The following is a 19,316-nucleotide window of genomic DNA, read 5'->3' on the forward strand; positions in this document are numbered from 1 at the left end:
AACTATGTCAATTATTAAACACCTTTGGTGGTTTTTTACACAAGAGAAGAAACCCTACCTTATTGGTATTTTCTCACTCAGTTTGGTGGCTCTTCTTAATCTGATTCCACCAAAGATAATGGGAGTGGTTATTGATGGCATTACTAGTGGGAAATTAACAAGAAGTGACCTTGTTATGCAGCTATTTTGGTTAATTTTAGCAGCGATTGCTATGTATGTATTACGCTATATTTGGCGCATCTGTATTTTTGGAACCTCTTATCGTCTTGGACAGATTATGCGGTTTCGTTTATTTAATCATTTTACTAAAATGTCCCCTTCATTTTATCAACGTTATCGGACGGGGGATTTGATGGCCCATGCAACAAATGACATTAACTCCCTAACACGTTTAGCAGGTGGAGGAGTCATGTCAGCAGTAGATGCTTCAATAACAGCAATTGTGACTCTTATGACCATGTTTTTTAGCATTTCTTGGCAAATGACTATTATTGCTGTATTGCCCTTACCTATAATGGCTTATGCAACGAGTCGTCTTGGTCGTAAAACGCATAAGGCTTTTGGAGAATCTCAAGCTGCTTTTTCAGATTTGAATAACAAGGTTCAAGAAAGTGTCTCAGGAATAAAAGTTACCAAATCCTTTGGTTATCAAGCGGATGAGCTAGCATCTTTCCAAAAAATTAATCAAGAAACCTATTTAAAAAATAGTAAAACCATGTCATACGATGTTATGTTTGATCCATTAGTACTTTTATTTATTGGTGCTTCTTATGTGCTAACCTTACTTGTTGGTGCATTCATGATAAAAGAACAATCGATTACAATTGGGAACTTAGTTACCTTTATTACTTACCTGGATATGTTGGTTTGGCCACTTATGGCAGTAGGGTTTCTATTTAATATGATTCAAAGAGGGGCGGTCTCTTTTGATCGTATTAATGCACTTTTACAAGAAGAATCTGATGTTAAAAATCCTGAAAATCCAGTCAACTTGGTAGCAAATGGGGCATTAGAGTATCACATGAAAAGCTTTAAATATGACCAAGAGGCAACTCTAGGGGCTGTTACTTTTAGAATCGAAAAGGGGCAAACACTTGGCTTGGTTGGCCAGACCGGTTCGGGCAAGACAACACTCATAAAACTCTTACTCAGAGAATATGATCTTGAAGAGGGGCAGATTCTTCTTAATGGTTTTAATATTAAAGATTACCGCTTAGAAGATTTAAGGCATCTCATCGGATATGTTCCTCAAGAACAATTTTTATTTGCCACAAGTATTTTAGAAAACGTTCGATTTGGAGATCCCCAAATTACTCTAAAAGAAGTTGAAGAAGCAACGAAACTATCGCAAGTTTTTAATGATATTACGGCTATGCCAGAAGGGTTTAATACTATTATTGGTGAAAAGGGAGTGTCTCTTTCAGGTGGCCAAAAGCAAAGATTAGCAATGAGTAGAGCAATGGTTTTAAATCCAGATATCCTTATTCTTGATGATTCTCTTTCTGCTGTAGATGCTAAAACAGAACATGCTATCATTGAAAATCTTAAAACAAGCAGATCAGATAAAACAACCATTATTACAGCTCATCGCTTGAGTGCAGTTGTTCACGCTGACTTAATTATAGTCATGAAAGATGGGCATATTATTGAGCAAGGAAGACACGAGGACTTAATAAAAGCTGGTGGTTGGTATGCTCAAACCTATGTGTCTCAACAAATGGAAATGGAGGGGGAAAATGACGACTGAAAAAACACAGTGGCAGGTTTTTAAACGGTTGCTATCCTATTTGAAAACCTATAAGTTGTTAACAGGGCTTGCTTTAGGGCTTTTACTTCTGACAACTGTTATAAAGAGTTTTATTCCTTTGGTAGCCTCTTATTTTATTGATCACTATCTTGAAAATATTAACAATACAGCTTTTATTCTTTTGATAGGTTACTATGCTTTGTATCTTTTTCAGAGTATTATTCAATATTTTGGAAATCTTTTCTTTGCTAAGGTTTCTTACCGTATTGTACGAGATATTCGCCGTGATGCCTTTGAGAATATGGAAAAATTGGGTATGTCTTATTTTGATAAAACTCCAGCTGGCTCAATTGTGTCTCGATTGACAAATGACACCGAAGCAATTAGCGATATGTTTTCTGGTTTACTATCAAGTTTCATATCAGCCATCTTTATTTTTACTGTAACACTTTATACCATGCTGATGTTAGACGCAAGATTAACGGGTATTGTGCTGATTTTTGTTCCTTTTATCTTTATTTTGGTCAATATCTACCGTGAAAAATCTGTCTCCGTTATCGCTAAAACAAGAAGTCTTTTGAGTGATATTAACACCAAACTTGCTGAAAGTATTGAAGGAATACGTATTATTCAGGCTTTTGGACAAGAAGAAAGACTGAAAAGTGAGTTTGAATTAATCAACGAAGACCATGTTCATTATGCCAATAAATCAGTAGCCTTGGATAGTCTCTTTTTAAGACCTGCAATGTCTCTGTTGAAGTTATTAGCTTATGCTGTTTTGATGGCTTATTTTGGCTTTAAGGGGATTAATGGTGGACTGACAGCTGGTATCATGTATGCTTTTATTCAATACATTAACAGATTATTTGATCCCTTGATTGAAGTGACTCAAAATTTTTCAACCTTACAAACCTCTATGATTTCAGCAGGACGTGTCTTTACACTTATTGATGAAAAAAACTATGAGCCAGAGCAAATGGCATCTGATTTTCAGGTTAATGATGGTAATATTACTTTTAAAAATGTCTCTTTTTCATATGATGGTGTGAATCCTATTTTGGATGATATTTCATTTTCGGTGAAAAAAGGAGAAACCATTGCATTTGTAGGCGCAACTGGTTCTGGAAAATCTTCAATTATCAATGTTTTTATGCGATTTTATGACTTTCAAAAAGGGCAGGTTTTGCTAGATGGCGTAGATATCAGACAATATAGTCAAAAAACGTTGCGTCAGTCAATAGGTTTGGTCTTACAAGATCCATTTTTGTATCATGGAACCATTGCCTCAAATATTAAAATGTATCAAGAAATGAGTGACGCGGAGGTAAAGGCTGCGGCGACATTTGTAGACGCTAATCAATTTATTGAAAAATTACCAGAAGCTTATAACTCTAAGGTGACAGAAAAAGGGGCAAGTTTCTCGACTGGTCAACGCCAACTGATTGCTTTTGCAAGAACTATTGCTAGTCATCCTAAAATTCTTATTTTAGATGAAGCAACTGCTAATATTGATTCTGCTACGGAGCAAATTGTTCAAAATTCGTTAGCTAAAATGCGTCAAGGACGAACAACCATTGCAATTGCCCATCGCTTATCAACCATACAAGATGCAAATTGTATCTATGTTTTAGATAAAGGTAAAATTATTGAAAGTGGCAGCCATGAGCAATTGTTAGCTCAAAAAGGAACATATCATAAAATGTATCAACTGCAAGCCGGAATGATGGGCAAAGACAACTCGTAATAGGGTTGTTTTTTGATTAGTGATAGAAAAACAAAGTAATAAGTAAACTAAAAGATAAGTATGGGATAAAGGGAATTTTCCTACTTTTAAAAAGTAGGCAGGCGCTAACTCCTAAAAGACAAGCGATTTGGATAAGCCATAATAAGTGTGATAGAGAATATGTTAGTGATAAACTAGCAAGAAAAAGAAAGTCGCCAGATCCGATCGCTTTTAGCTTCCACTCTGCTAAAAACGCTAGGGTGAGAAAAAGTAGAAACAGAGTTGTGATAGGATAGAAAATTATCAGAAGTCCTGTAAAAATTAGCCAAAGAGTTAGAGGGTAAGAATGGTCACGTAAATCAAACAAAGATAATAGAAGGGAGCCGTATAAAATAGCCAAATCTGCCCAAGTGAGAAAGATTTGATGATAGGTTAGGCAAAGTAAGATTCCGCAAAAGAGTTCGATGAAAAAATAGGATAGGCTAAGCTTGATATGGCAGAAGCGGCATCGAAAACCATTAATCAGAACAGAAACAAGGGGGCATAAATCACGTATTTCTAAAGACTGCTGGCAGTTGTCACAAAAGCTTGGAGGAAAAAGGAGTGATTTTTCAGGGAATCGATACCAAGTTAACCCTATGAAGGAGCCGATACTCGCTCCTAAAGTAAAAAATAAAATTGTGTCCATACTTACTTATTCGAAAAATTTCTAAAGAAAAGAAAAAATCTTTTTTTCAGAAAAACAGAAAGCGATTGCACTATCTTCTTGAAATTACAGTAAGTTTTTGCTAAACTTTAGTTATATGAAAACATTATATGATGTGCAGCAACTGCTTAAAAATTTTGGTATTTATGTTTATATTGGCAAACGTCTTTATGATATTGAAGTGATGAAGATTGAGTTGAAACGTATCTATGATAATGGTTTATTAGACAAAACGGATTATATAAATGCTGAGCTTGTTTTGCGTCAAGAGCACAGACTAGAATTAGAAAAGGAAAGTAAAAAAGGAAACAAAAATGGCACAAAAACTACTGGGAATTGATTTAGGTGGAACAACGGTTAAATTTGGAATTTTGACATTAGACGGTCAGGTTCAAGAAAAATGGGCTATTGAAACGAATGTTTTAGAAAATGGAAAGCACATTGTTCCTGATATTGTTGCTTCGATTAAGCACCGTTTGGAATTGTATGGATTAGATAAGTCTGATTTTGCAGGAATTGGAATGGGGTCACCTGGAGCGGTAGATCGTGACCATAAGACAGTAACTGGTGCTTTCAATCTGAACTGGAAAGACACTCAAGAAGTAGGCTCTGTTATTGAAAAAGAGACGGGAATTCCTTTTGCAATTGATAATGATGCTAACGTTGCAGCTCTAGGAGAACGTTGGATTGGAGCAGGAGAAAACAATCCCGATGTTGTTTTTATGACTCTTGGAACGGGTGTTGGTGGTGGTATTGTTGCAGATGGTAACCTTATCCACGGCGTTGCTGGTGCTGGTGGTGAGATTGGTCATATGATTGTGGAACCTGAAAATGGTTTTGCTTGTACTTGTGGTAGCAAGGGTTGCCTTGAAACAGTTGCCTCTGCGACAGGGGTTGTCAAAGTAGCACGTCTTCTGGCTGAAAGTTACGAAGGTGACTCATCAATTAAAGCTGCGATTGACAATGGTGATGCTGTAAGCTCAAAAGATATTTTTGAGGCAGCGCAATCAGGAGATGCTTTTGCTAATTCAGTAGTAGATAAAGTGTCTTTCTATCTTGGTCTTGCGTCAGCTAATATTTCAAATATTCTTAATCCAGATTCAGTTGTTATTGGTGGAGGCGTGTCAGCAGCAGGAGAATTTTTACGCTCGCGGGTTGAAAGTAACTTCCAACGATTTACGTTTCCTCAGGTTCGTCAATCAACAAAAATTAAAATTGCTGAGCTAGGAAATGATGCTGGTATTATTGGTGCGGCGAGTTTAGCTAGCCAATTCGTAATAGCTTAGGAGGACATTATGACACCAATTACTATCTTGTTATGGGTATTGTTGTTAGCAACCCTTGCCTATTTTGTTTGGAATTATTTTGCTTTTAAAAAAATGGCAAAACACATTGATAATGCAAGGTTTAAAGAAATGATGCATTACAGTCAAATTATTGATTTAAGAGACCCTGTGTCTTTCCGAAAAAAACACATTATTGGGGCACGAAATTTCCCGATTCAACAGTTTGATGCATCGCTAAAAGCTTTGCGAAAAGACAAGCCTGTCTTGATTTATGAAGCTGTCAGATCTAATAATGCACCCAGAGCAATCAAAAAATTGAAAAAGGCTGGTTTTACGGATCTATATTTCCTTAAAGATGGCATTGATTATTGGGATGGCAAACTTAAAGAAAACTAATCTATTTTGAGGCTAGGAAAAACTAGCCTTTTTGTTTGGACTGATTTTCATGAAAGGGTAAAAGTGGGACTGAAAACGTTTATATATTAGCAATTGGTAAAAATGCGTGCAAAATAGATGATGAAGTGGTATACTTGTTTAGTTAAAAATAAATAAGCTACAAGAGGAAAAAATGACACAATTTAGAGAAGATATCCGTAACGTTGCCATCATCGCTCACGTTGACCACGGAAAAACAACACTTGTTGATGAACTGTTGAAACAATCACATACACTTGATGAGCGTAAAGAGTTACAAGAACGTGCGATGGATTCAAACGATATTGAAAAAGAGCGCGGTATCACAATTCTTGCTAAAAATACAGCTGTTGCCTACAATGATACACGTATCAATATTATGGACACACCAGGACACGCGGACTTTGGTGGAGAAGTTGAACGTATCATGAAAATGGTTGACGGAGTAGTCCTTGTTGTTGATGCTTATGAAGGAACAATGCCACAAACACGTTTCGTATTGAAAAAAGCATTAGAACAAGATCTTACACCAATTGTTGTTGTTAATAAAATTGATAAACCATCAGCGCGTCCGGCAGAAGTTGTTGATGAAGTTTTAGAGTTGTTCATTGAGCTTGGAGCTGATGATGAACAGTTAGAATTCCCAGTTGTTTATGTATCTGCTATTAATGGAACATCATCACTTTCAGATGATCCTGCTGATCAAGAACATACAATGGCACCAATCTTTGACACAATTATTGAGCATATTCCTGCACCAGTTGATAATTCAGATGAACCGCTTCAATTCCAAGTGTCACTCTTAGATTATAATGACTTTGTTGGTCGTATTGGTATTGGACGCGTCTTTCGTGGTAGTGTTAAGGTTGGGGATAATGTTACCCTTTCAAAACTTGATGGCAGTACGAAAAACTTCCGTGTTACCAAATTATTTGGTTTCTTTGGTCTAGAACGCCGTGAAATCCAAGAAGCTAAAGCAGGGGATTTAATTGCTGTTTCAGGTATGGAAGATATCTTTGTTGGAGAAACCATTACACCGACAAATGCTATTGAACCATTACCAATTCTTCGTATTGATGAACCAACCCTTCAAATGACTTTCTTGGTTAATAATTCACCATTTGCAGGTCGTGAAGGAAAATGGATTACATCTCGTAAGATTGAAGAACGTCTTCTTGCAGAATTGCAAACAGACGTATCACTTCGTATTGACCCAACAGATTCTCCAGATAAATGGACTGTTTCAGGTCGTGGAGAACTTCATTTGTCAATCTTGATTGAGACAATGCGTCGTGAAGGCTATGAGCTTCAAGTATCACGTCCAGAAGTTATCATCAAAGAAGTTGATGGCGTTAAGATGGAGCCTTTTGAACGTGTTCAAATTGACACACCAGAAGAATACCAAGGTGCAATCATTCAATCCCTTTCAGAACGTAAAGGTGACATGCTTGATATGCAAATGGTTGGTAACGGACAAACCCGTTTGATCTTCTTGATTCCAGCTCGTGGTTTGATTGGTTACTCTACTGAGTTCTTGTCAATGACACGTGGTTATGGTATCATGAACCACACCTTTGACCAATACATGCCAGTAGTTGCAGGTGAAATCGGTGGTCGTCATCGCGGAGCCCTTGTTTCAATTGATAATGGTAAAGCAACAACCTATTCAATCATGCGTGTTGAAGAACGTGGAACCATTTTTGTAAACCCAGGTACTGAGGTTTATGAAGGGATGATTGTTGGTGAAAACTCACGTGATAATGACCTTGGGGTCAATATCACAACAGCTAAACAAATGACAAATGTCCGTTCAGCTAATAAAGATCAAACATCAGTCATCAAGACTCCTCGTATTTTAACCCTTGAAGAGTCTTTAGAATTCTTGAATGACGATGAATACATGGAAGTAACACCAGAATCAATCCGCCTGCGTAAACAAATTTTAAACAAAGCAGCGCGTGATAAAGCTAATAAAAAGAAAAAATCTGCGGAATAAACGAATTGCAAATCATTTAAAGCAGGCATAAGAAAAAGGTTTTTAGAAGGTTACTTACTTTTTAAAAATCTTTTTGTGTCTGTTAAACAGTTGCTATTTTGTGCTGTTTAGAAAGAGAGTTATTGTGTTTTACTTCATTATTGCGGTATTAATTGTTTTATACTATTTCTTTATGGCACCTGATAGTATCAAAAACACCTTAAACATGATTGGGCTTGTAGCTATTACAGCTTTGTTATTGGTTCTTTCTGTTATGAGTATTGTCAAAATTATGCAATCACCTCCAGAAATTTTTGTGGCACTTGCGATGATTATTTTGGCCTATTTTGCTCTTAAAGATGTCATAAAAATGCCTAAAAAATAAAAATGAAAAAGGAATACAGTTTGGTTTTCCTTTTTTTCTATACCATTTCCTTATTACTATGGGAACAGAAAATGGTTTATTTACTCCTCTCGCTTAAAATCTTGAAAAAGGCAGTAAATAAAGGTAAAATAGTAAAGGATTAGAATAGATTGAGTGGGTTTTCGACAATGAAGAAGATTACAAATTTTAAAAATAAGAAAGTTCTTGTTCTGGGTTTAGCTAAATCAGGACAGGCAGCAGCACGCCTTTTAAACCAGTTGGGGGCTATGGTCACTGTTAATGATGGCAAAACTTTTGAAGAAAATCCAGAGGCTCAGTCCTTATTGGCTGAAGGGATCAAAGTTATCTGTGGAAGTCATCCTCTAACACTTTTGGATGAAAATTTTGAAGTCGTGATTAAAAATCCAGGGATTCCCTATCGTAATCCTATGGTAAAAAAAGCTTTAGACAAAGAGATTCCAATTCTGACCGAAGTTGAATTGGCTTATTTGGTTTCTGAGGCTCCAATCATTGCTATCACAGGTTCAAACGGAAAAACAACCACAACAACAATGATTGCTGACATTTTAAAACATGGCGGACAATCAGCACTCTTATCAGGGAATATTGGTTTTCCAGCTTCGGAAGTTGCTATTGCAGCAGAGTCATCAGACACCCTTGTAATGGAGTTATCATCGTTTCAATTGATGGGAGTGCAAGCTTTCCATCCACACATTGCCTTGATTACAAACCTAATGCCAAGTCATTTGGACTATCATGGCACTTTCCAGGAGTATGTAGCAGCAAAATGGAATGTCCAAAACAACATGACCCCAGAAGATTTTGTGATTTTGAATGCCAACCAAGCCATATCAAAAGAGTTAGCTCAAAACACTAGAGCGCAAGTTATTTACTTTTCAACTACTGAAAAAATCAATGGTGCTTATCTTTTTGAAGGCAAACTCTATTACCAAGGGGACTATATAATGGATGCTGATCAAATTGGTGTCCCGGGCAGCCATAATATTGAAAATGCTCTTGCAGCTATTAGCGTTGCAAAATTATCAGGCCTATCAAATCAAGTCATTGCAGAAAGTATTTCACGTTTTAGTGGGGTTAAACATCGCCTCCAATTTGTCGGCGCTATTGATGGCGTGCGCTTTTACAATGATAGCAAATCAACCAACATTTTAGCTTGTCAAAAAGCTTTATCGGGCTTTGCTAATGAGCATTTGATTTTGATTGCCGGTGGTTTAGACCGAGGGAATGAATTTGATGAATTAGTACCTGACATTGTAGGACTGAAAAAAATGATTGTCCTAGGAGAGTCAGCTGAAAAAATGAAAGCGGCAGCTGAAAAAGCTGGCGTAACTTGTCTTAAGGCTAAAGATGTAGCAGATGCAACTCGCATGGCTAAAGAAGTTGCCCAAGCAGGAGATACCATTTTACTTAGTCCAGCCAATGCCAGTTGGGATATGTATAAGAACTTTGAAATCCGTGGAGAAGAATTTCTGTCAGCTTACCGTGACTTAAAAGGAGATGCCTAATGCGCCAAAAGAGAATGGTATTTACCGGTGGTGGGACAGTTGGTCATGTGACCTTGAATTTGCTTTTGATTCCAAAATTTATAAAAGATGGTTGGGAAATTCATTATATTGGTGACAAAAATGGCATCGAATACAAGGAAATTCAAAAATCAGGATTGGCAGTAAACTTTCATGGTATCAAAACAGGCAAACTCAGACGATATTTCTCATGGCAAAATCTTTTAGATGCTTTTAAGGTTGGTATTGGTCTTTTGCAGTCGCTGATGATTATTGCAAGATTGAAACCGCAAGCTCTCTTTTCAAAAGGGGGATTTGTTTCAGTGCCTCCTGTTATAGCTGCAAGATTAGCAGGTGTTCCAGTTTTTGTCCATGAATCTGATTTATCAATGGGCCTTGCTAATAAAATTGCTTCTAAATTTGCCACAACCATGTACACAACATTTAAACAAGAACAAGCACTTCCAATCATGAAACATGTTGGAGCTGTAACAAAAGTTAAGAAAGATGATAGTGTTTTTGACCATGAAATCAGAGCAATAAGAGCTAGCTTTGACCCTGCTTTAAAAACCTTGCTTTTTATTGGTGGTTCAGCTGGAGCAAATGTTTTCAATCGCTTCATTGATGACAATGAAGCCTTGATGACTCAATTTAACGTGATTAATATTACTGGAGATCCTCAGTTGAATGCTAGTCAAAAGAATCTCTACCGTATTGATTATGTGACAGATTTATATCAAGCTTTGATGAATCAAGCTGATGTTGTTGTGACAAGAGGTGGTTCAAATACAATTTTTGAATTGTTGGCAATGACAAAACTGCAAATTATTATTCCCCTAGGCAAGGAAGCAAGTCGTGGTGACCAACTAGAAAATGCCCAGTATTTTGAAAAGCATCATTATGCTAGACAACTTAGTGAGGACTCTCTAAGTTTGGAAAAATTGATTGAAGAAGTTAATGCTTTGCTAAAAAATCAAGAGTCTTATAAAGATGCCATGAGACAATCACACGAAATCACATCACCAGAAAGGTTTTATGAGTTGTTGAGGGCTGATATAAGTTCCAAAACAAAGGATAGGTAGATGACAAAAAATAAGAAAAAAACCGAAAATCAACCTGTTAACTTAAGTGAATGGCAGAAGCGAAATATTGAATTTTTGGAGAAAAAAAGACTTCAAGAAGAAGAGGAAGAAAAACGAAGAGAAAAACTTCTTCTTGAAAAAAAAGCTGAGTTTCAAAAAGAACAAGAAGAAGTAGTATCCGAAATTTCCGAAGAAGATGAACAAGTAAGTACAGAAGAAATTGCTGTAGAAGAAACAGTAGTTGAGGAAGAAAGAGAACAAAACGTTGAGCAAGAGTCTCTAAAAACTCTGAAAACTAAAAAAGTTAAAAGAGAAAAAAGCAGACGAGAATTGGCTTTTATTAAGGCAATTCCAGTTCTATTAATCAGCCTTTTAATGCTATCAGGGTCACTTTTTATGCTGACACCATATAGTAAAAATAAAGTTTTTTCGACCAAAGGGAATAAGCATACCAGTCTGACAGAACTCATTGATCAAAGTAAAATTAAAGACAGTGATTACATTTCAAAGGTTTGGTTATCATCCAGTAAGTTTGAAACTGCAATTAAAAATGCTAATCCCTGGATAAAAGTTGTTTTGATAAGTTATGATTTTCCTAATCGTTTTACATTTGACGTTAAGGAGTATAATATTATTGCTTATGCACAAGAAGAAAATGGCTTACAACCTATTCTTGAAAATGGTCGACGTGTTGATATGGTCAATCATTCAAAGTTACCAAAATCTTATTTGATTATTAATCTAAAAGACGAAACAGCTATTCAGAATCTTGTTAAAGATTTGACCAAGTTGCCCAAAGAATTAGTGAAAAATATTAAATCGGTCTCTTCTATAGATTCAAAAGTGACTCAAGATTTATTATTAATTGAACTGCATGACGGCAACCTTGTGCGAGTTCCGCAATCTCAATTGCTTGAAAAAATGCCTTATTATCCAAAAGTTAAAGGAAAAACAGAAGGTGCTGTTATTGTCGATATGGAAGTTGGTATTTATTCAACAACAAGTGATATTGAAGCGACTCCAGCAACCCCAATTGAAAATAAAGAGGCCCTTAAACAAAAGACAAAAGAGCAACAAGAGTCTTCTGAAAATCAAGAAAATGGACAAACTGCTAGCAATGAAACAGGTCAATCTTCAGGAGAAGAAGTGCCAACACAACCTGGAACTCCAACTTCAGCTCCAGCAGTCCAATAGTAGGAAAATTGGTCTTGACAAAGACTTAAAGTATCAGATTTTAGAATAAAAATTAAATTGACAAAAAAGAGCTAAATTTCAAGTCCAAGTTAGCCAGCGGTTAAAAACTCTTTAGGAGATTTGTAGTCTAATATTTTCTTAGGATAGTTGTTTATCCAATTTTCAATGAATGCGACCTCTCTTTGGGTCGTTTTCTTTGTTCCTTTAGGTAACCATCTTCTGATCAGTCTGTTATGGTTCTCATTCGTTCCCCTTTCCCAGGAAGCGTAGGGATGTGCGTAGTAGATATCTTCTTTTGGAAAGACAAGAGAAAGTCTGTTGAATTCAGTTCCGTTATCAGCTGTAATAGAGTGAATAGGGTGAGTCTTTACTATACTTTCTAAGGCATGATTGACCGACTGAGCAGACTTATCCGGAATGAGTCTGATAATCTGGTGACGACTACGGCGGTCTGTTAGAGTTAGTAGACATTCATTCTTAGCCCTTGTTAGAATAACCGTATCAATTTCATAATGCCCATTTTCAAGTCTACGATTAATCGCATCAGGTCTTTTCTCAATGGATTGACCAGCAGGTTTGAAACGAGGGCTAGCCTTCTTTGATTTTCCCTTTCTTTTCCTTGGATACAAGATGTGATCAGAATGGATGCCAAGGTGTCCGTTATGAATCCAATAATAGATGGTTGAAACAGGAACAGCTATACCTTTCGACTTCACCATCATTTCAGGTGAAAAGTTCTGCCTCATATAGTGCAGAATCCTCTCTTTCGTATCTTTATCCAAGCCAATAGAACGAATAGAATTTCGTCGTTTATTCTCATAGCTAGCTTGAGCGTAGTCAGCTTGATAAATCATTTCAAATTTACCTTTACGAATTTGTTGTCTGACAAGTCCTCGTTTAACCTCATTATGAATGGTTTGAGGCGCTTTACCTAGCAAGTTAGCGATGGCTCTATTGGACTTTCCTTCTGACTTCCATTTCTCGATGAAGTAACGCTCAGCTATTGTCAAATGTTTTCCTTTTGGTGTATAATGTTCATGCATCTCAAAGTGTCCTATCTTGTGTTTGTGGTGAACTACAAGTATATCTCTTTGAGATGTTTTTTCATACCCTCAGATGGCTAACTTCATTTTAGAACTTTCTATTGACAAAAAAGATTAAGTTTGTATAACAAAAAACGTAAAATGATAACATTTTACGTTTTTTTATGATACAATATTCACTGAATAATTCTGTTTTTGAACAGATTTTAGAATAGTAAAAGTTTGGAAAGAAGTGAGGTCAAGTGAATGGCTAGAAATGGCTTTTTTACTGGTTTGGATATAGGAACTAGCTCCATTAAGGTTTTAGTAGCAGAATTTGTTTCAGGTGAAATGAATGTTATTGGCGTTAGTAATGTCCCTAGTACCGGCGTAAAAGATGGAATAATTATTGATATTGAAGCAGCAGCTGCTGCAATCAAAACTGCAGTTGAACAGGCAGAAGAAAAAGCAGGAATGACAATTGAAAAAGTCAACGTTGGTCTTCCAGCGAACCTTCTTCAAATTGAGCCTAGCCAAGGGATGATACCAGTTCCAAGTGAATCAAAAGAAATCAAAGATGAAGATGTTGATAGTGTTGTTAAATCAGCTCTAACAAAAAGCATCACACCAGAACGCGAAGTTATTTCATTAGTTCCAGAAGAATTTATTGTTGATGGCTTCCAAGGCATTCGTGACCCTCGCGGTATGATGGGGATTCGTTTAGAGATGCGTGGCTTGATTTATACAGGTCCAAGCACAATCTTACACAATCTTCGTAAAACTGTAGAACGTGCTGGTATTAAAGTTGAAAATATTCTGATTACACCACTGGCATTGGCTAAAACAGTTTTAAACGAAGGCGAACGCGAGTTTGGCGCAACTGTTATTGATATGGGTGGCGGTCAAACAACTGTTGCTTCAATGAGAGCACAAGAACTTCAATACACGAATATTTATACTGAAGGTGGCGAATACATCACCAAGGATATTTCCAAAGTATTGAAAACATCCATGTCAATTGCAGAAGCTTTGAAATTCAACTTTGGACAAGCTAATGTTGAAGAAGCTAGTTTAACAGAAACTGTGAGTGTTGATGTTGTTGGTAGTGAAGAGCCTGTAGAAGTAACAGAACGTTATCTCTCAGAAATCATCTCTGCACGTGTGCGTCATATTCTTGAACGTGTTAAACAAGATTTAGACCGTGGTCGTCTTTTAGAATTACCAGGTGGTATTGTTCTTGTTGGTGGTGGGGCTATTGTTCCTGGCGTTGTTGATATTGCTCAAGAAATCTTTGGAACAACCGTTAAACTTCATGTGCCAAATCAAGTTGGTATTAGAAATCCAATGTTTGCCAATGTTATCAGTTTGGTAGAGTATGTTGGTAAGATGTCTGAAGTTGATGTTTTAGCACAGAATGCAGTATCAGGTGAAGAACTGTTAAGAAGAAAACCAGTTGATTATTCTAACCACGATACTTATGTTCCTAATTACAACGAAGCAAGACCAACTAATTCGACCCCAAGTTATGAACCTCAAGTGGCTCCAGCACAATATGGTAGTCAAGAGCCAGCTCAGCCTAAGGCGAAATTGGGTGATCGTGTTCGTGGCATTTTTGGAAGCATGTTTGATTAAAAGATAGTAATAAAGTGAGGATATAAAATGGCATTTTCATTTGATGCAGCGTCTGTACAAGGTGCAATTATTAAAGTTATTGGTGTAGGTGGTGGTGGCGGAAACGCGATTAACCGTATGATTGATGAGGGTGTTGCTGGTGTCGAATTTATCGCAGCAAACACTGATGTTCAAGCTCTTAGTTCATCAAAAGCTGAAACAGTTATTCAACTTGGCCCTAAATTAACACGTGGTCTTGGTGCAGGAGGTCAACCTGAAGTTGGTCGTAAAGCAGCCGAAGAAAGTGAAGAAGTATTAACAGAGGCCTTAACAGGTTCTGACATGGTATTCATCACAGCTGGTATGGGTGGTGGCTCTGGAACTGGTGCGGCTCCTGTTATTGCTCGTGTAGCAAAAAGTTTAGGTGCTCTTACAGTTGCAGTTGTAACTCGTCCCTTTGGTTTTGAAGGAAATAAACGTGGCAACTTTGCTATTGAAGGTATTCAAGAACTTCGTGAACAAGTTGATACGTTATTAATCATCTCAAATAATAATCTTCTTGAAATTGTTGACAAGAAAACACCATTGCTTGAAGCACTAAGTGAAGCTGATAATGTTTTACGTCAGGGTGTTCAAGGAATTACTGATTTAATTACTAGCCCAGGTCTTATTAACCTTGACTTTGCGGATGTTAAAACTGTTATGGCTAACAAAGGCAATGCTCTTATGGGAATCGGTATTGGTACTGGTGAAGAGCGTATTGTTGAAGCGGCTCGTAAGGCTATTTACTCACCATTGTTGGAAACAACTATTGATGGGGCAGAAGATGTTATCGTCAACGTTACAGGTGGTATGGACATGACACTAACAGAAGCAGAAGAAGCTTCTGAAATTGTTGGTCAAGCAGCCGGTAATGGTGTAAATATCTGGTTAGGAACATCAATTGATGATACGATGAATGACGAAATCCGTGTAACAGTTGTTGCGACAGGTGTCCGTCAAGATAAAGCTGAGCAAGTTGCTGGTTTTCGTCAGCCTCGTCAATTTGGTAATGTGAACCCTCAACAAGCAGGTGCTCAATATGCTGAAAAAGCGCAACAAGCTCCAACACCAAATTTTGAGCGTCAGACAAAAAACTTTGATTTTGATATGACAGAAACACGTGAAATGCCAAAAACACAAGGAATGGCACCAAAATCTAATCAAAGTCAAGGCTCTGCTTTTGGCAACTGGGATTTAAGACGTGACAATATTGCTCGTCCAACTGAAAGTGAATTAGACAGTCAACTGAATATGACAACTTTCTCAACAACTGAAGATAGTGATGACGAGTTAGAAACACCACCATTTTTCAAAAATCGCTAAAACATAATGGATTTAAAGCAAAATAAAGAAGAGATTTTTAAAAGAATCCAAAGTTCTTGTCTAGCTGCAGGACGTAATGAAGACTCAGTCTCAGTGATTGCAGTTACCAAGTATGTGGATAATGATATTGCAGGACAGTTAATCAACACGGGGATTAAGCACATTGGTGAAAACCGTGTTGATAAATTTCTTGATAAATATGAAGCACTTAAGGATAAAGAATTAATTTGGCATTTAATTGGAACCCTTCAAAGGCGTAAAGTTAAGGATGTCATTAACAAAGTAGATTATTTTCATGCTTTAGATTCGGTTAGTCTTGCTCAAGAAATTCAAAAACGTGCTGATCATCCCATCAAATGTTTCCTCCAAGTCAATATTTCTGAAGAAGAAAGCAAACATGGCTTTAAAATGAATGAGATTGAAGAAGCACTTGATCAGATAGAAGGCTTAGATAAGCTTCAAATTGTAGGCTTAATGACAATGGCACCATTGAATGCAAATCAAGAAACAATCGCTAATATTTTTGGAAAAACAAATCAATTGAGAGAAGCTTTACAAGCACAAAATAGAAAGAATATGCCTTTTTCAGAACTTAGTATGGGAATGAGTAATGACTTTGATCTTGCTATTCAAAATGGTACAAGTTTTGTCAGGATTGGAACTTCTTTCTTTAAATAAAATGGAGAAAAATATGGCATTTAAAGATACACTTAATAAGATGGTTTCTTATTTTGATACTGATGGCGTCAGTGAAATGGAGGAAACCAGTACTCCTCAAAAAGTGGAAGAAAAGGTAAAAACGCAAAAAGAAGCGGTAACTCCAAATCAACCACATACTTCAAGTCGCCCAGTAACTCAAAGACCAGTTGCTACTGAACAGAAAGTTCGTCAATACCCAAATCAGTCGCAAGCTAGACCAACTCATGTTGAAACGATGGAAAGACGGGCAAATCCAGAAGCTCTTGTATCACAACGACGTGACCAAATGCAGCAAGTTTCAAAACAAGAGCAAACAACAATTGTTTTGAAATACCCTAAAAAGTATGAAGATGCACAAGAAATTGTTGACTTATTGATTGTTAATGAATGTGTTCTTATTGATTTTCAATTTATGCTTGATGCTCAAGCTAGAAGATGTTTAGATTTCATTGATGGCGCAAGTAAAGTACTCTATGGTACTCTTCAAAAAGTAGGTTCTTCAATGTATTTGTTGACCCCATCCAATGTATCTGTTAATATTGAAGATATGAATATTCCAAATAGTGGCCAAGATTTTGGTTATGATTTTGATATGAAGAGACGGTAAGCAATGATTTTTTTACTAATCATCATTTTAAATATTATTAAGGTTTATTCTTATTTACTCCTAGGTTTTGCATTATTATCTTGGTTTCCAGGAGCGTATGATACATGGCTAGGGAGATTAATTTGTCATTTAGTTGAACCAGTTTTGAAACCTTTTCAAAAGTTGCCTTTGCAAATTGCTGGGATAGATTTTACTGTTTTTGCAGTTATGATAGCCCTCAATTTTTTAAGTGATTTTCTGATAAAACTATTAATTAGATGACTAAACAAAAAGACATTTTGCAACACTTTCACCCAGATGAATATCCCTTTATTGAAAAAATAAAAGATGTGATTCAAAAGGTTGATCAAACTTATGTTTTACATGTAACGGATTTTTTAAATCCTAGGCAAATTACCATTGCTAAAAATGTGGTAGCACATTCAGGACTTCATTGTTATTCTTCGACAGATTCTTTTCAGAGTGAGTATGGTCGTTTGATTATTGCACCAGATTATTATCAATTGGATGAAGCTGACTTTGAAATTTCCTTACTCGAAATGAGATATCATGCAAAATTTAACCAACTCAAACACTCGCAAATTTTAGGCACATTAATTAATGAACTTGGAATAAAGCGTTCCTTAATTGGGGATATTCTTGTAGAAGAAGGTTACGCCCAATTAATGGTTTGTCAGCATCTTTTAAGTTATTTTTTAGGGAATATCACTAGAATTGCAAGAACAAGTGTTAGTCTAAAAGAGATTGATTTTAGTAAACAAATCATTCCTAAAATGCAAGCCTCTATGGTTGATGTTACGGTATCGAGTTTAAGAATTGATCGTCTCATGGCAAGTATTTTGAAGCTATCTCGACATCAAGCTATCAAATTGATTGCATCAGAAAAGGTTACAATTAACTATAGGAAAATTAATAAGGCATCTGATCTTTTAGAAGTCGGTGATCTGGTTAGCGTCCGAGGTTTTGGTCGTTTCATGTTAATGGCGGATAATGGCTTTACTAAAAATGGAAAACATAAATTGACACTCAGTAAAACGTTGCATAAATAAGGAGAAATAATGGTACTTTCAGCACTAGAAATTAAAGATAAAACATTTAAAACAAAATTACGTGGTTATAGCGAAGAAGAAGTTAATGAATTTCTTGACATCGTTGTTGATGACTATGAATACTTAGTAAAGAAAACACGTGATCAAGAAGCTAAAATTGCAACTCTTGAAGAAAAGCTTTCTTACTTTGATGAAATGAAAGAGTCACTTAGCCAATCTGTTATTTTGGCTCAAGAAACTTCTGAAAAAGTAAAAGCCTCAGCAAATGCTGAAGCAACGAATTTAGTTAGCAAAGCTAATTACGATGCCCAACATTTGTTGGATGAATCAAAAGCTAAAGCCAACCAAATGTTACGTGAAGCAACTGATGAAGCAAAACGTGTTGCAATTGAGACTGAAGAATTGAAACGTCAAACACGTGTTTTCAATCAACGTCTTGTTTCATTAATTGAAGCGCAGTTATCTTTAGCAAATTCTCCAGAATGGTCAGAATTAATGCAACCTACTGCTGTTTACCTTCAAAATTCAGATGTTGCCTTTAAAGAAGTTGTAAAAGAAGTTCTCGGAGAAGATATTCCTGAGACAAACGACAGTGCTTCTTTTGATGCGACACGTCAATTTACTCCGGAAGAAATGGAAGAATTGCAACGTCGTGTAGATGAAAGCAATAAAGAGTTGGAATCACATTTAGAGCAACAAAACAGTGATTTCTCTGAACCTGAAATCAATTTGAATGAAACCCAAACTTTTAAATTAAATATTGAAGACTAAGAAAAATAAGATGATTTGTTAATACTTACAGCAAGTAGGTGATGATGAGAGACCTATATTCCCTTGACAAATGATTATCATTTTCGATCTTTCTAACTGAAGTCAGTAAGTTAGGAGGTTAGCTCACCTTACGAGCAAAGAGGGAATAATAGATTAT

The 19,316-nt window shown here is 36.4% G+C and carries 19 protein-coding genes and 1 other annotated feature (1 of these 20 cut by a window edge); of the genes, 17 read left to right on the forward strand and 2 right to left on the reverse strand.

Annotation, left to right across the window (positions count from 1 at the left end; all coding sequences use genetic code 11):
- Positions 1-4: 4 nt before the first annotated feature.
- Together Q9317_RS02890 and Q9317_RS02895 are read left to right on the forward strand one after the other, a co-directional pair.
- Positions 5-1,747: an ABC transporter ATP-binding protein gene (locus Q9317_RS02890; protein ID WP_016355859.1), complete on the forward strand. Its 1,743-nt coding sequence runs from the start codon at positions 5-7 to the stop codon at positions 1,745-1,747.
- Entirely contained in the window at positions 1,737-3,491 is a 1,755-nt protein-coding gene (locus Q9317_RS02895) for an ABC transporter ATP-binding protein (RefSeq protein ID WP_003101013.1), read from the forward strand. Before Q9317_RS02890 ends, Q9317_RS02895 begins: the two co-directional genes overlap by 11 nt.
- Before the next feature lie 16 nt (positions 3,492-3,507).
- On the opposite strand, the gene Q9317_RS02900 is transcribed toward Q9317_RS02895, so the two are convergent.
- Complete coding sequence (locus tag Q9317_RS02900) at positions 3,508-4,158, reverse strand: prepilin peptidase (protein WP_016355860.1); 651 nt, start codon at positions 4,156-4,158, stop codon at positions 3,508-3,510.
- 115 nt (positions 4,159-4,273) lie between these two features.
- Between Q9317_RS02900 and Q9317_RS02905 the strand changes: the two genes are divergently transcribed.
- The 8 genes from Q9317_RS02905 to Q9317_RS02940 all read left to right on the forward strand — a co-directional run bounded on the left by Q9317_RS02905 (position 4,274) and on the right by Q9317_RS02940 (position 12,035).
- Entirely contained in the window at positions 4,274-4,516 is a 243-nt protein-coding gene (locus Q9317_RS02905) for a YqgQ family protein (protein ID WP_003101016.1), read from the forward strand.
- Positions 4,491-5,462, forward strand: coding sequence for an ROK family glucokinase (locus Q9317_RS02910; protein WP_003101019.1), 972 nt, complete (start codon positions 4,491-4,493; stop codon positions 5,460-5,462). Before Q9317_RS02905 ends, Q9317_RS02910 begins: the two co-directional genes overlap by 26 nt.
- A 9-nt stretch (positions 5,463-5,471) precedes the next feature.
- Entirely contained in the window at positions 5,472-5,858 is a 387-nt protein-coding gene (locus tag Q9317_RS02915; protein WP_003101020.1) for a rhodanese-like domain-containing protein, read from the forward strand.
- A 172-nt stretch (positions 5,859-6,030) separates the two neighbouring features.
- Entirely contained in the window at positions 6,031-7,872 is a 1,842-nt protein-coding gene (gene typA / locus Q9317_RS02920; RefSeq protein WP_003101022.1) for a translational GTPase TypA, read from the forward strand.
- A gap of 124 nt (positions 7,873-7,996) precedes the next feature.
- On the forward strand, positions 7,997-8,236 hold the full coding sequence (locus Q9317_RS02925) for a DUF3165 family protein (protein WP_003101024.1): 240 nt from the start codon (positions 7,997-7,999) through the stop codon (positions 8,234-8,236).
- Between the two features lie 167 nt (positions 8,237-8,403).
- Positions 8,404-9,762: a UDP-N-acetylmuramoyl-L-alanine--D-glutamate ligase gene (murD, locus tag Q9317_RS02930; RefSeq protein WP_003101028.1), complete on the forward strand. Its 1,359-nt coding sequence runs from the start codon at positions 8,404-8,406 to the stop codon at positions 9,760-9,762.
- Complete coding sequence (locus tag Q9317_RS02935; RefSeq protein WP_003101030.1) at positions 9,762-10,841, forward strand: UDP-N-acetylglucosamine--N-acetylmuramyl-(pentapeptide) pyrophosphoryl-undecaprenol N-acetylglucosamine transferase; 1,080 nt, start codon at positions 9,762-9,764, stop codon at positions 10,839-10,841. The genes murD and Q9317_RS02935 overlap by 1 nt, the downstream gene beginning before the upstream one ends.
- Positions 10,842-12,035: a cell division protein FtsQ/DivIB gene (locus Q9317_RS02940; RefSeq protein WP_003101032.1), complete on the forward strand. Its 1,194-nt coding sequence runs from the start codon at positions 10,842-10,844 to the stop codon at positions 12,033-12,035. It begins immediately after the preceding gene.
- Between the two features lie 89 nt (positions 12,036-12,124).
- On the opposite strand, the gene Q9317_RS02945 is transcribed toward Q9317_RS02940, so the two are convergent.
- On the reverse strand, positions 12,125-13,078 hold the full coding sequence (locus Q9317_RS02945) for an IS30 family transposase (protein ID WP_003098612.1): 954 nt from the start codon (positions 13,076-13,078) through the stop codon (positions 12,125-12,127).
- A 246-nt stretch (positions 13,079-13,324) separates the two neighbouring features.
- On the opposite strand from Q9317_RS02945, the gene ftsA reads away from it, so the two are divergent.
- The 7 genes from ftsA to Q9317_RS02980 all read left to right on the forward strand — a co-directional run bounded on the left by ftsA (position 13,325) and on the right by Q9317_RS02980 (position 19,159).
- Positions 13,325-14,689, forward strand: a complete 1,365-nt coding sequence (gene ftsA, locus Q9317_RS02950; RefSeq protein WP_003101035.1) for a cell division protein FtsA — start codon at positions 13,325-13,327, stop codon at positions 14,687-14,689.
- A 27-nt stretch (positions 14,690-14,716) separates the two neighbouring features.
- Complete coding sequence (gene ftsZ / locus Q9317_RS02955) at positions 14,717-16,033, forward strand: cell division protein FtsZ (protein ID WP_003101037.1); 1,317 nt, start codon at positions 14,717-14,719, stop codon at positions 16,031-16,033.
- Between the two features lie 6 nt (positions 16,034-16,039).
- On the forward strand, positions 16,040-16,711 hold the full coding sequence (locus tag Q9317_RS02960) for a YggS family pyridoxal phosphate-dependent enzyme (RefSeq protein ID WP_003101039.1): 672 nt from the start codon (positions 16,040-16,042) through the stop codon (positions 16,709-16,711).
- Positions 16,712-16,724: 13 nt separating this feature from the next.
- The gene (locus Q9317_RS02965) at positions 16,725-17,339 is read left to right on the forward strand and encodes a cell division protein SepF (protein WP_305981574.1); all 615 of its coding nucleotides are present in this window, start codon (positions 16,725-16,727) and stop codon (positions 17,337-17,339) included.
- A 3-nt stretch (positions 17,340-17,342) separates the two neighbouring features.
- Positions 17,343-17,600, forward strand: a complete 258-nt coding sequence (locus Q9317_RS02970) for a YggT family protein (RefSeq protein ID WP_003101043.1) — start codon at positions 17,343-17,345, stop codon at positions 17,598-17,600.
- Complete coding sequence (locus Q9317_RS02975; RefSeq protein ID WP_003101046.1) at positions 17,597-18,388, forward strand: YlmH family RNA-binding protein; 792 nt, start codon at positions 17,597-17,599, stop codon at positions 18,386-18,388. Before Q9317_RS02970 ends, Q9317_RS02975 begins: the two co-directional genes overlap by 4 nt.
- A 9-nt stretch (positions 18,389-18,397) precedes the next feature.
- On the forward strand, positions 18,398-19,159 hold the full coding sequence (locus Q9317_RS02980; RefSeq protein WP_003101047.1) for a DivIVA domain-containing protein: 762 nt from the start codon (positions 18,398-18,400) through the stop codon (positions 19,157-19,159).
- Positions 19,148-19,316: a binding site (T-box leader), on the forward strand (it continues 41 nt past the right edge of the window). (Overlaps the previous gene by 12 nt.)

It is taken from the genome of Streptococcus iniae, from assembly GCF_030732225.1.
In the GTDB taxonomy this organism is placed as follows: Bacteria; Bacillota; Bacilli; order Lactobacillales; family Streptococcaceae; genus Streptococcus; species Streptococcus iniae.

What these genes read in the sequence shown, in the direction of transcription:
- Q9317_RS02890 (WP_016355859.1), top strand. Translation starts at nt 5, where the DNA reads ATGTCAATTATTAAACACCTTTGGTGGTTTTTTACACAAGAGAAGAAA.
- Q9317_RS02895 (WP_003101013.1), top strand. Translation starts at nt 1,737, where the DNA reads ATGACGACTGAAAAAACACAGTGGCAGGTTTTTAAACGGTTGCTATCC.
- Q9317_RS02900 (WP_016355860.1), bottom strand. Translation starts at nt 4,158, where the DNA reads ATGGACACAATTTTATTTTTTACTTTAGGAGCGAGTATCGGCTCCTTC.
- Q9317_RS02905 (WP_003101016.1), top strand. Translation starts at nt 4,274, where the DNA reads ATGAAAACATTATATGATGTGCAGCAACTGCTTAAAAATTTTGGTATT.
- Q9317_RS02910 (WP_003101019.1), top strand. Translation starts at nt 4,491, where the DNA reads ATGGCACAAAAACTACTGGGAATTGATTTAGGTGGAACAACGGTTAAA.
- Q9317_RS02915 (WP_003101020.1), top strand. Translation starts at nt 5,472, where the DNA reads ATGACACCAATTACTATCTTGTTATGGGTATTGTTGTTAGCAACCCTT.
- typA (WP_003101022.1), top strand. Translation starts at nt 6,031, where the DNA reads ATGACACAATTTAGAGAAGATATCCGTAACGTTGCCATCATCGCTCAC.
- murD (WP_003101028.1), top strand. Translation starts at nt 8,404, where the DNA reads ATGAAGAAGATTACAAATTTTAAAAATAAGAAAGTTCTTGTTCTGGGT.
- Q9317_RS02935 (WP_003101030.1), top strand. Translation starts at nt 9,762, where the DNA reads ATGCGCCAAAAGAGAATGGTATTTACCGGTGGTGGGACAGTTGGTCAT.
- Q9317_RS02940 (WP_003101032.1), top strand. Translation starts at nt 10,842, where the DNA reads ATGACAAAAAATAAGAAAAAAACCGAAAATCAACCTGTTAACTTAAGT.
- Q9317_RS02945 (WP_003098612.1), bottom strand. Translation starts at nt 13,078, where the DNA reads ATGCATGAACATTATACACCAAAAGGAAAACATTTGACAATAGCTGAG.
- ftsA (WP_003101035.1), top strand. Translation starts at nt 13,325, where the DNA reads ATGGCTAGAAATGGCTTTTTTACTGGTTTGGATATAGGAACTAGCTCC.
- ftsZ (WP_003101037.1), top strand. Translation starts at nt 14,717, where the DNA reads ATGGCATTTTCATTTGATGCAGCGTCTGTACAAGGTGCAATTATTAAA.
- Q9317_RS02960 (WP_003101039.1), top strand. Translation starts at nt 16,040, where the DNA reads ATGGATTTAAAGCAAAATAAAGAAGAGATTTTTAAAAGAATCCAAAGT.
- Q9317_RS02965 (WP_305981574.1), top strand. Translation starts at nt 16,725, where the DNA reads ATGGCATTTAAAGATACACTTAATAAGATGGTTTCTTATTTTGATACT.
- Q9317_RS02970 (WP_003101043.1), top strand. Translation starts at nt 17,343, where the DNA reads ATGATTTTTTTACTAATCATCATTTTAAATATTATTAAGGTTTATTCT.
- Q9317_RS02975 (WP_003101046.1), top strand. Translation starts at nt 17,597, where the DNA reads ATGACTAAACAAAAAGACATTTTGCAACACTTTCACCCAGATGAATAT.
- Q9317_RS02980 (WP_003101047.1), top strand. Translation starts at nt 18,398, where the DNA reads ATGGTACTTTCAGCACTAGAAATTAAAGATAAAACATTTAAAACAAAA.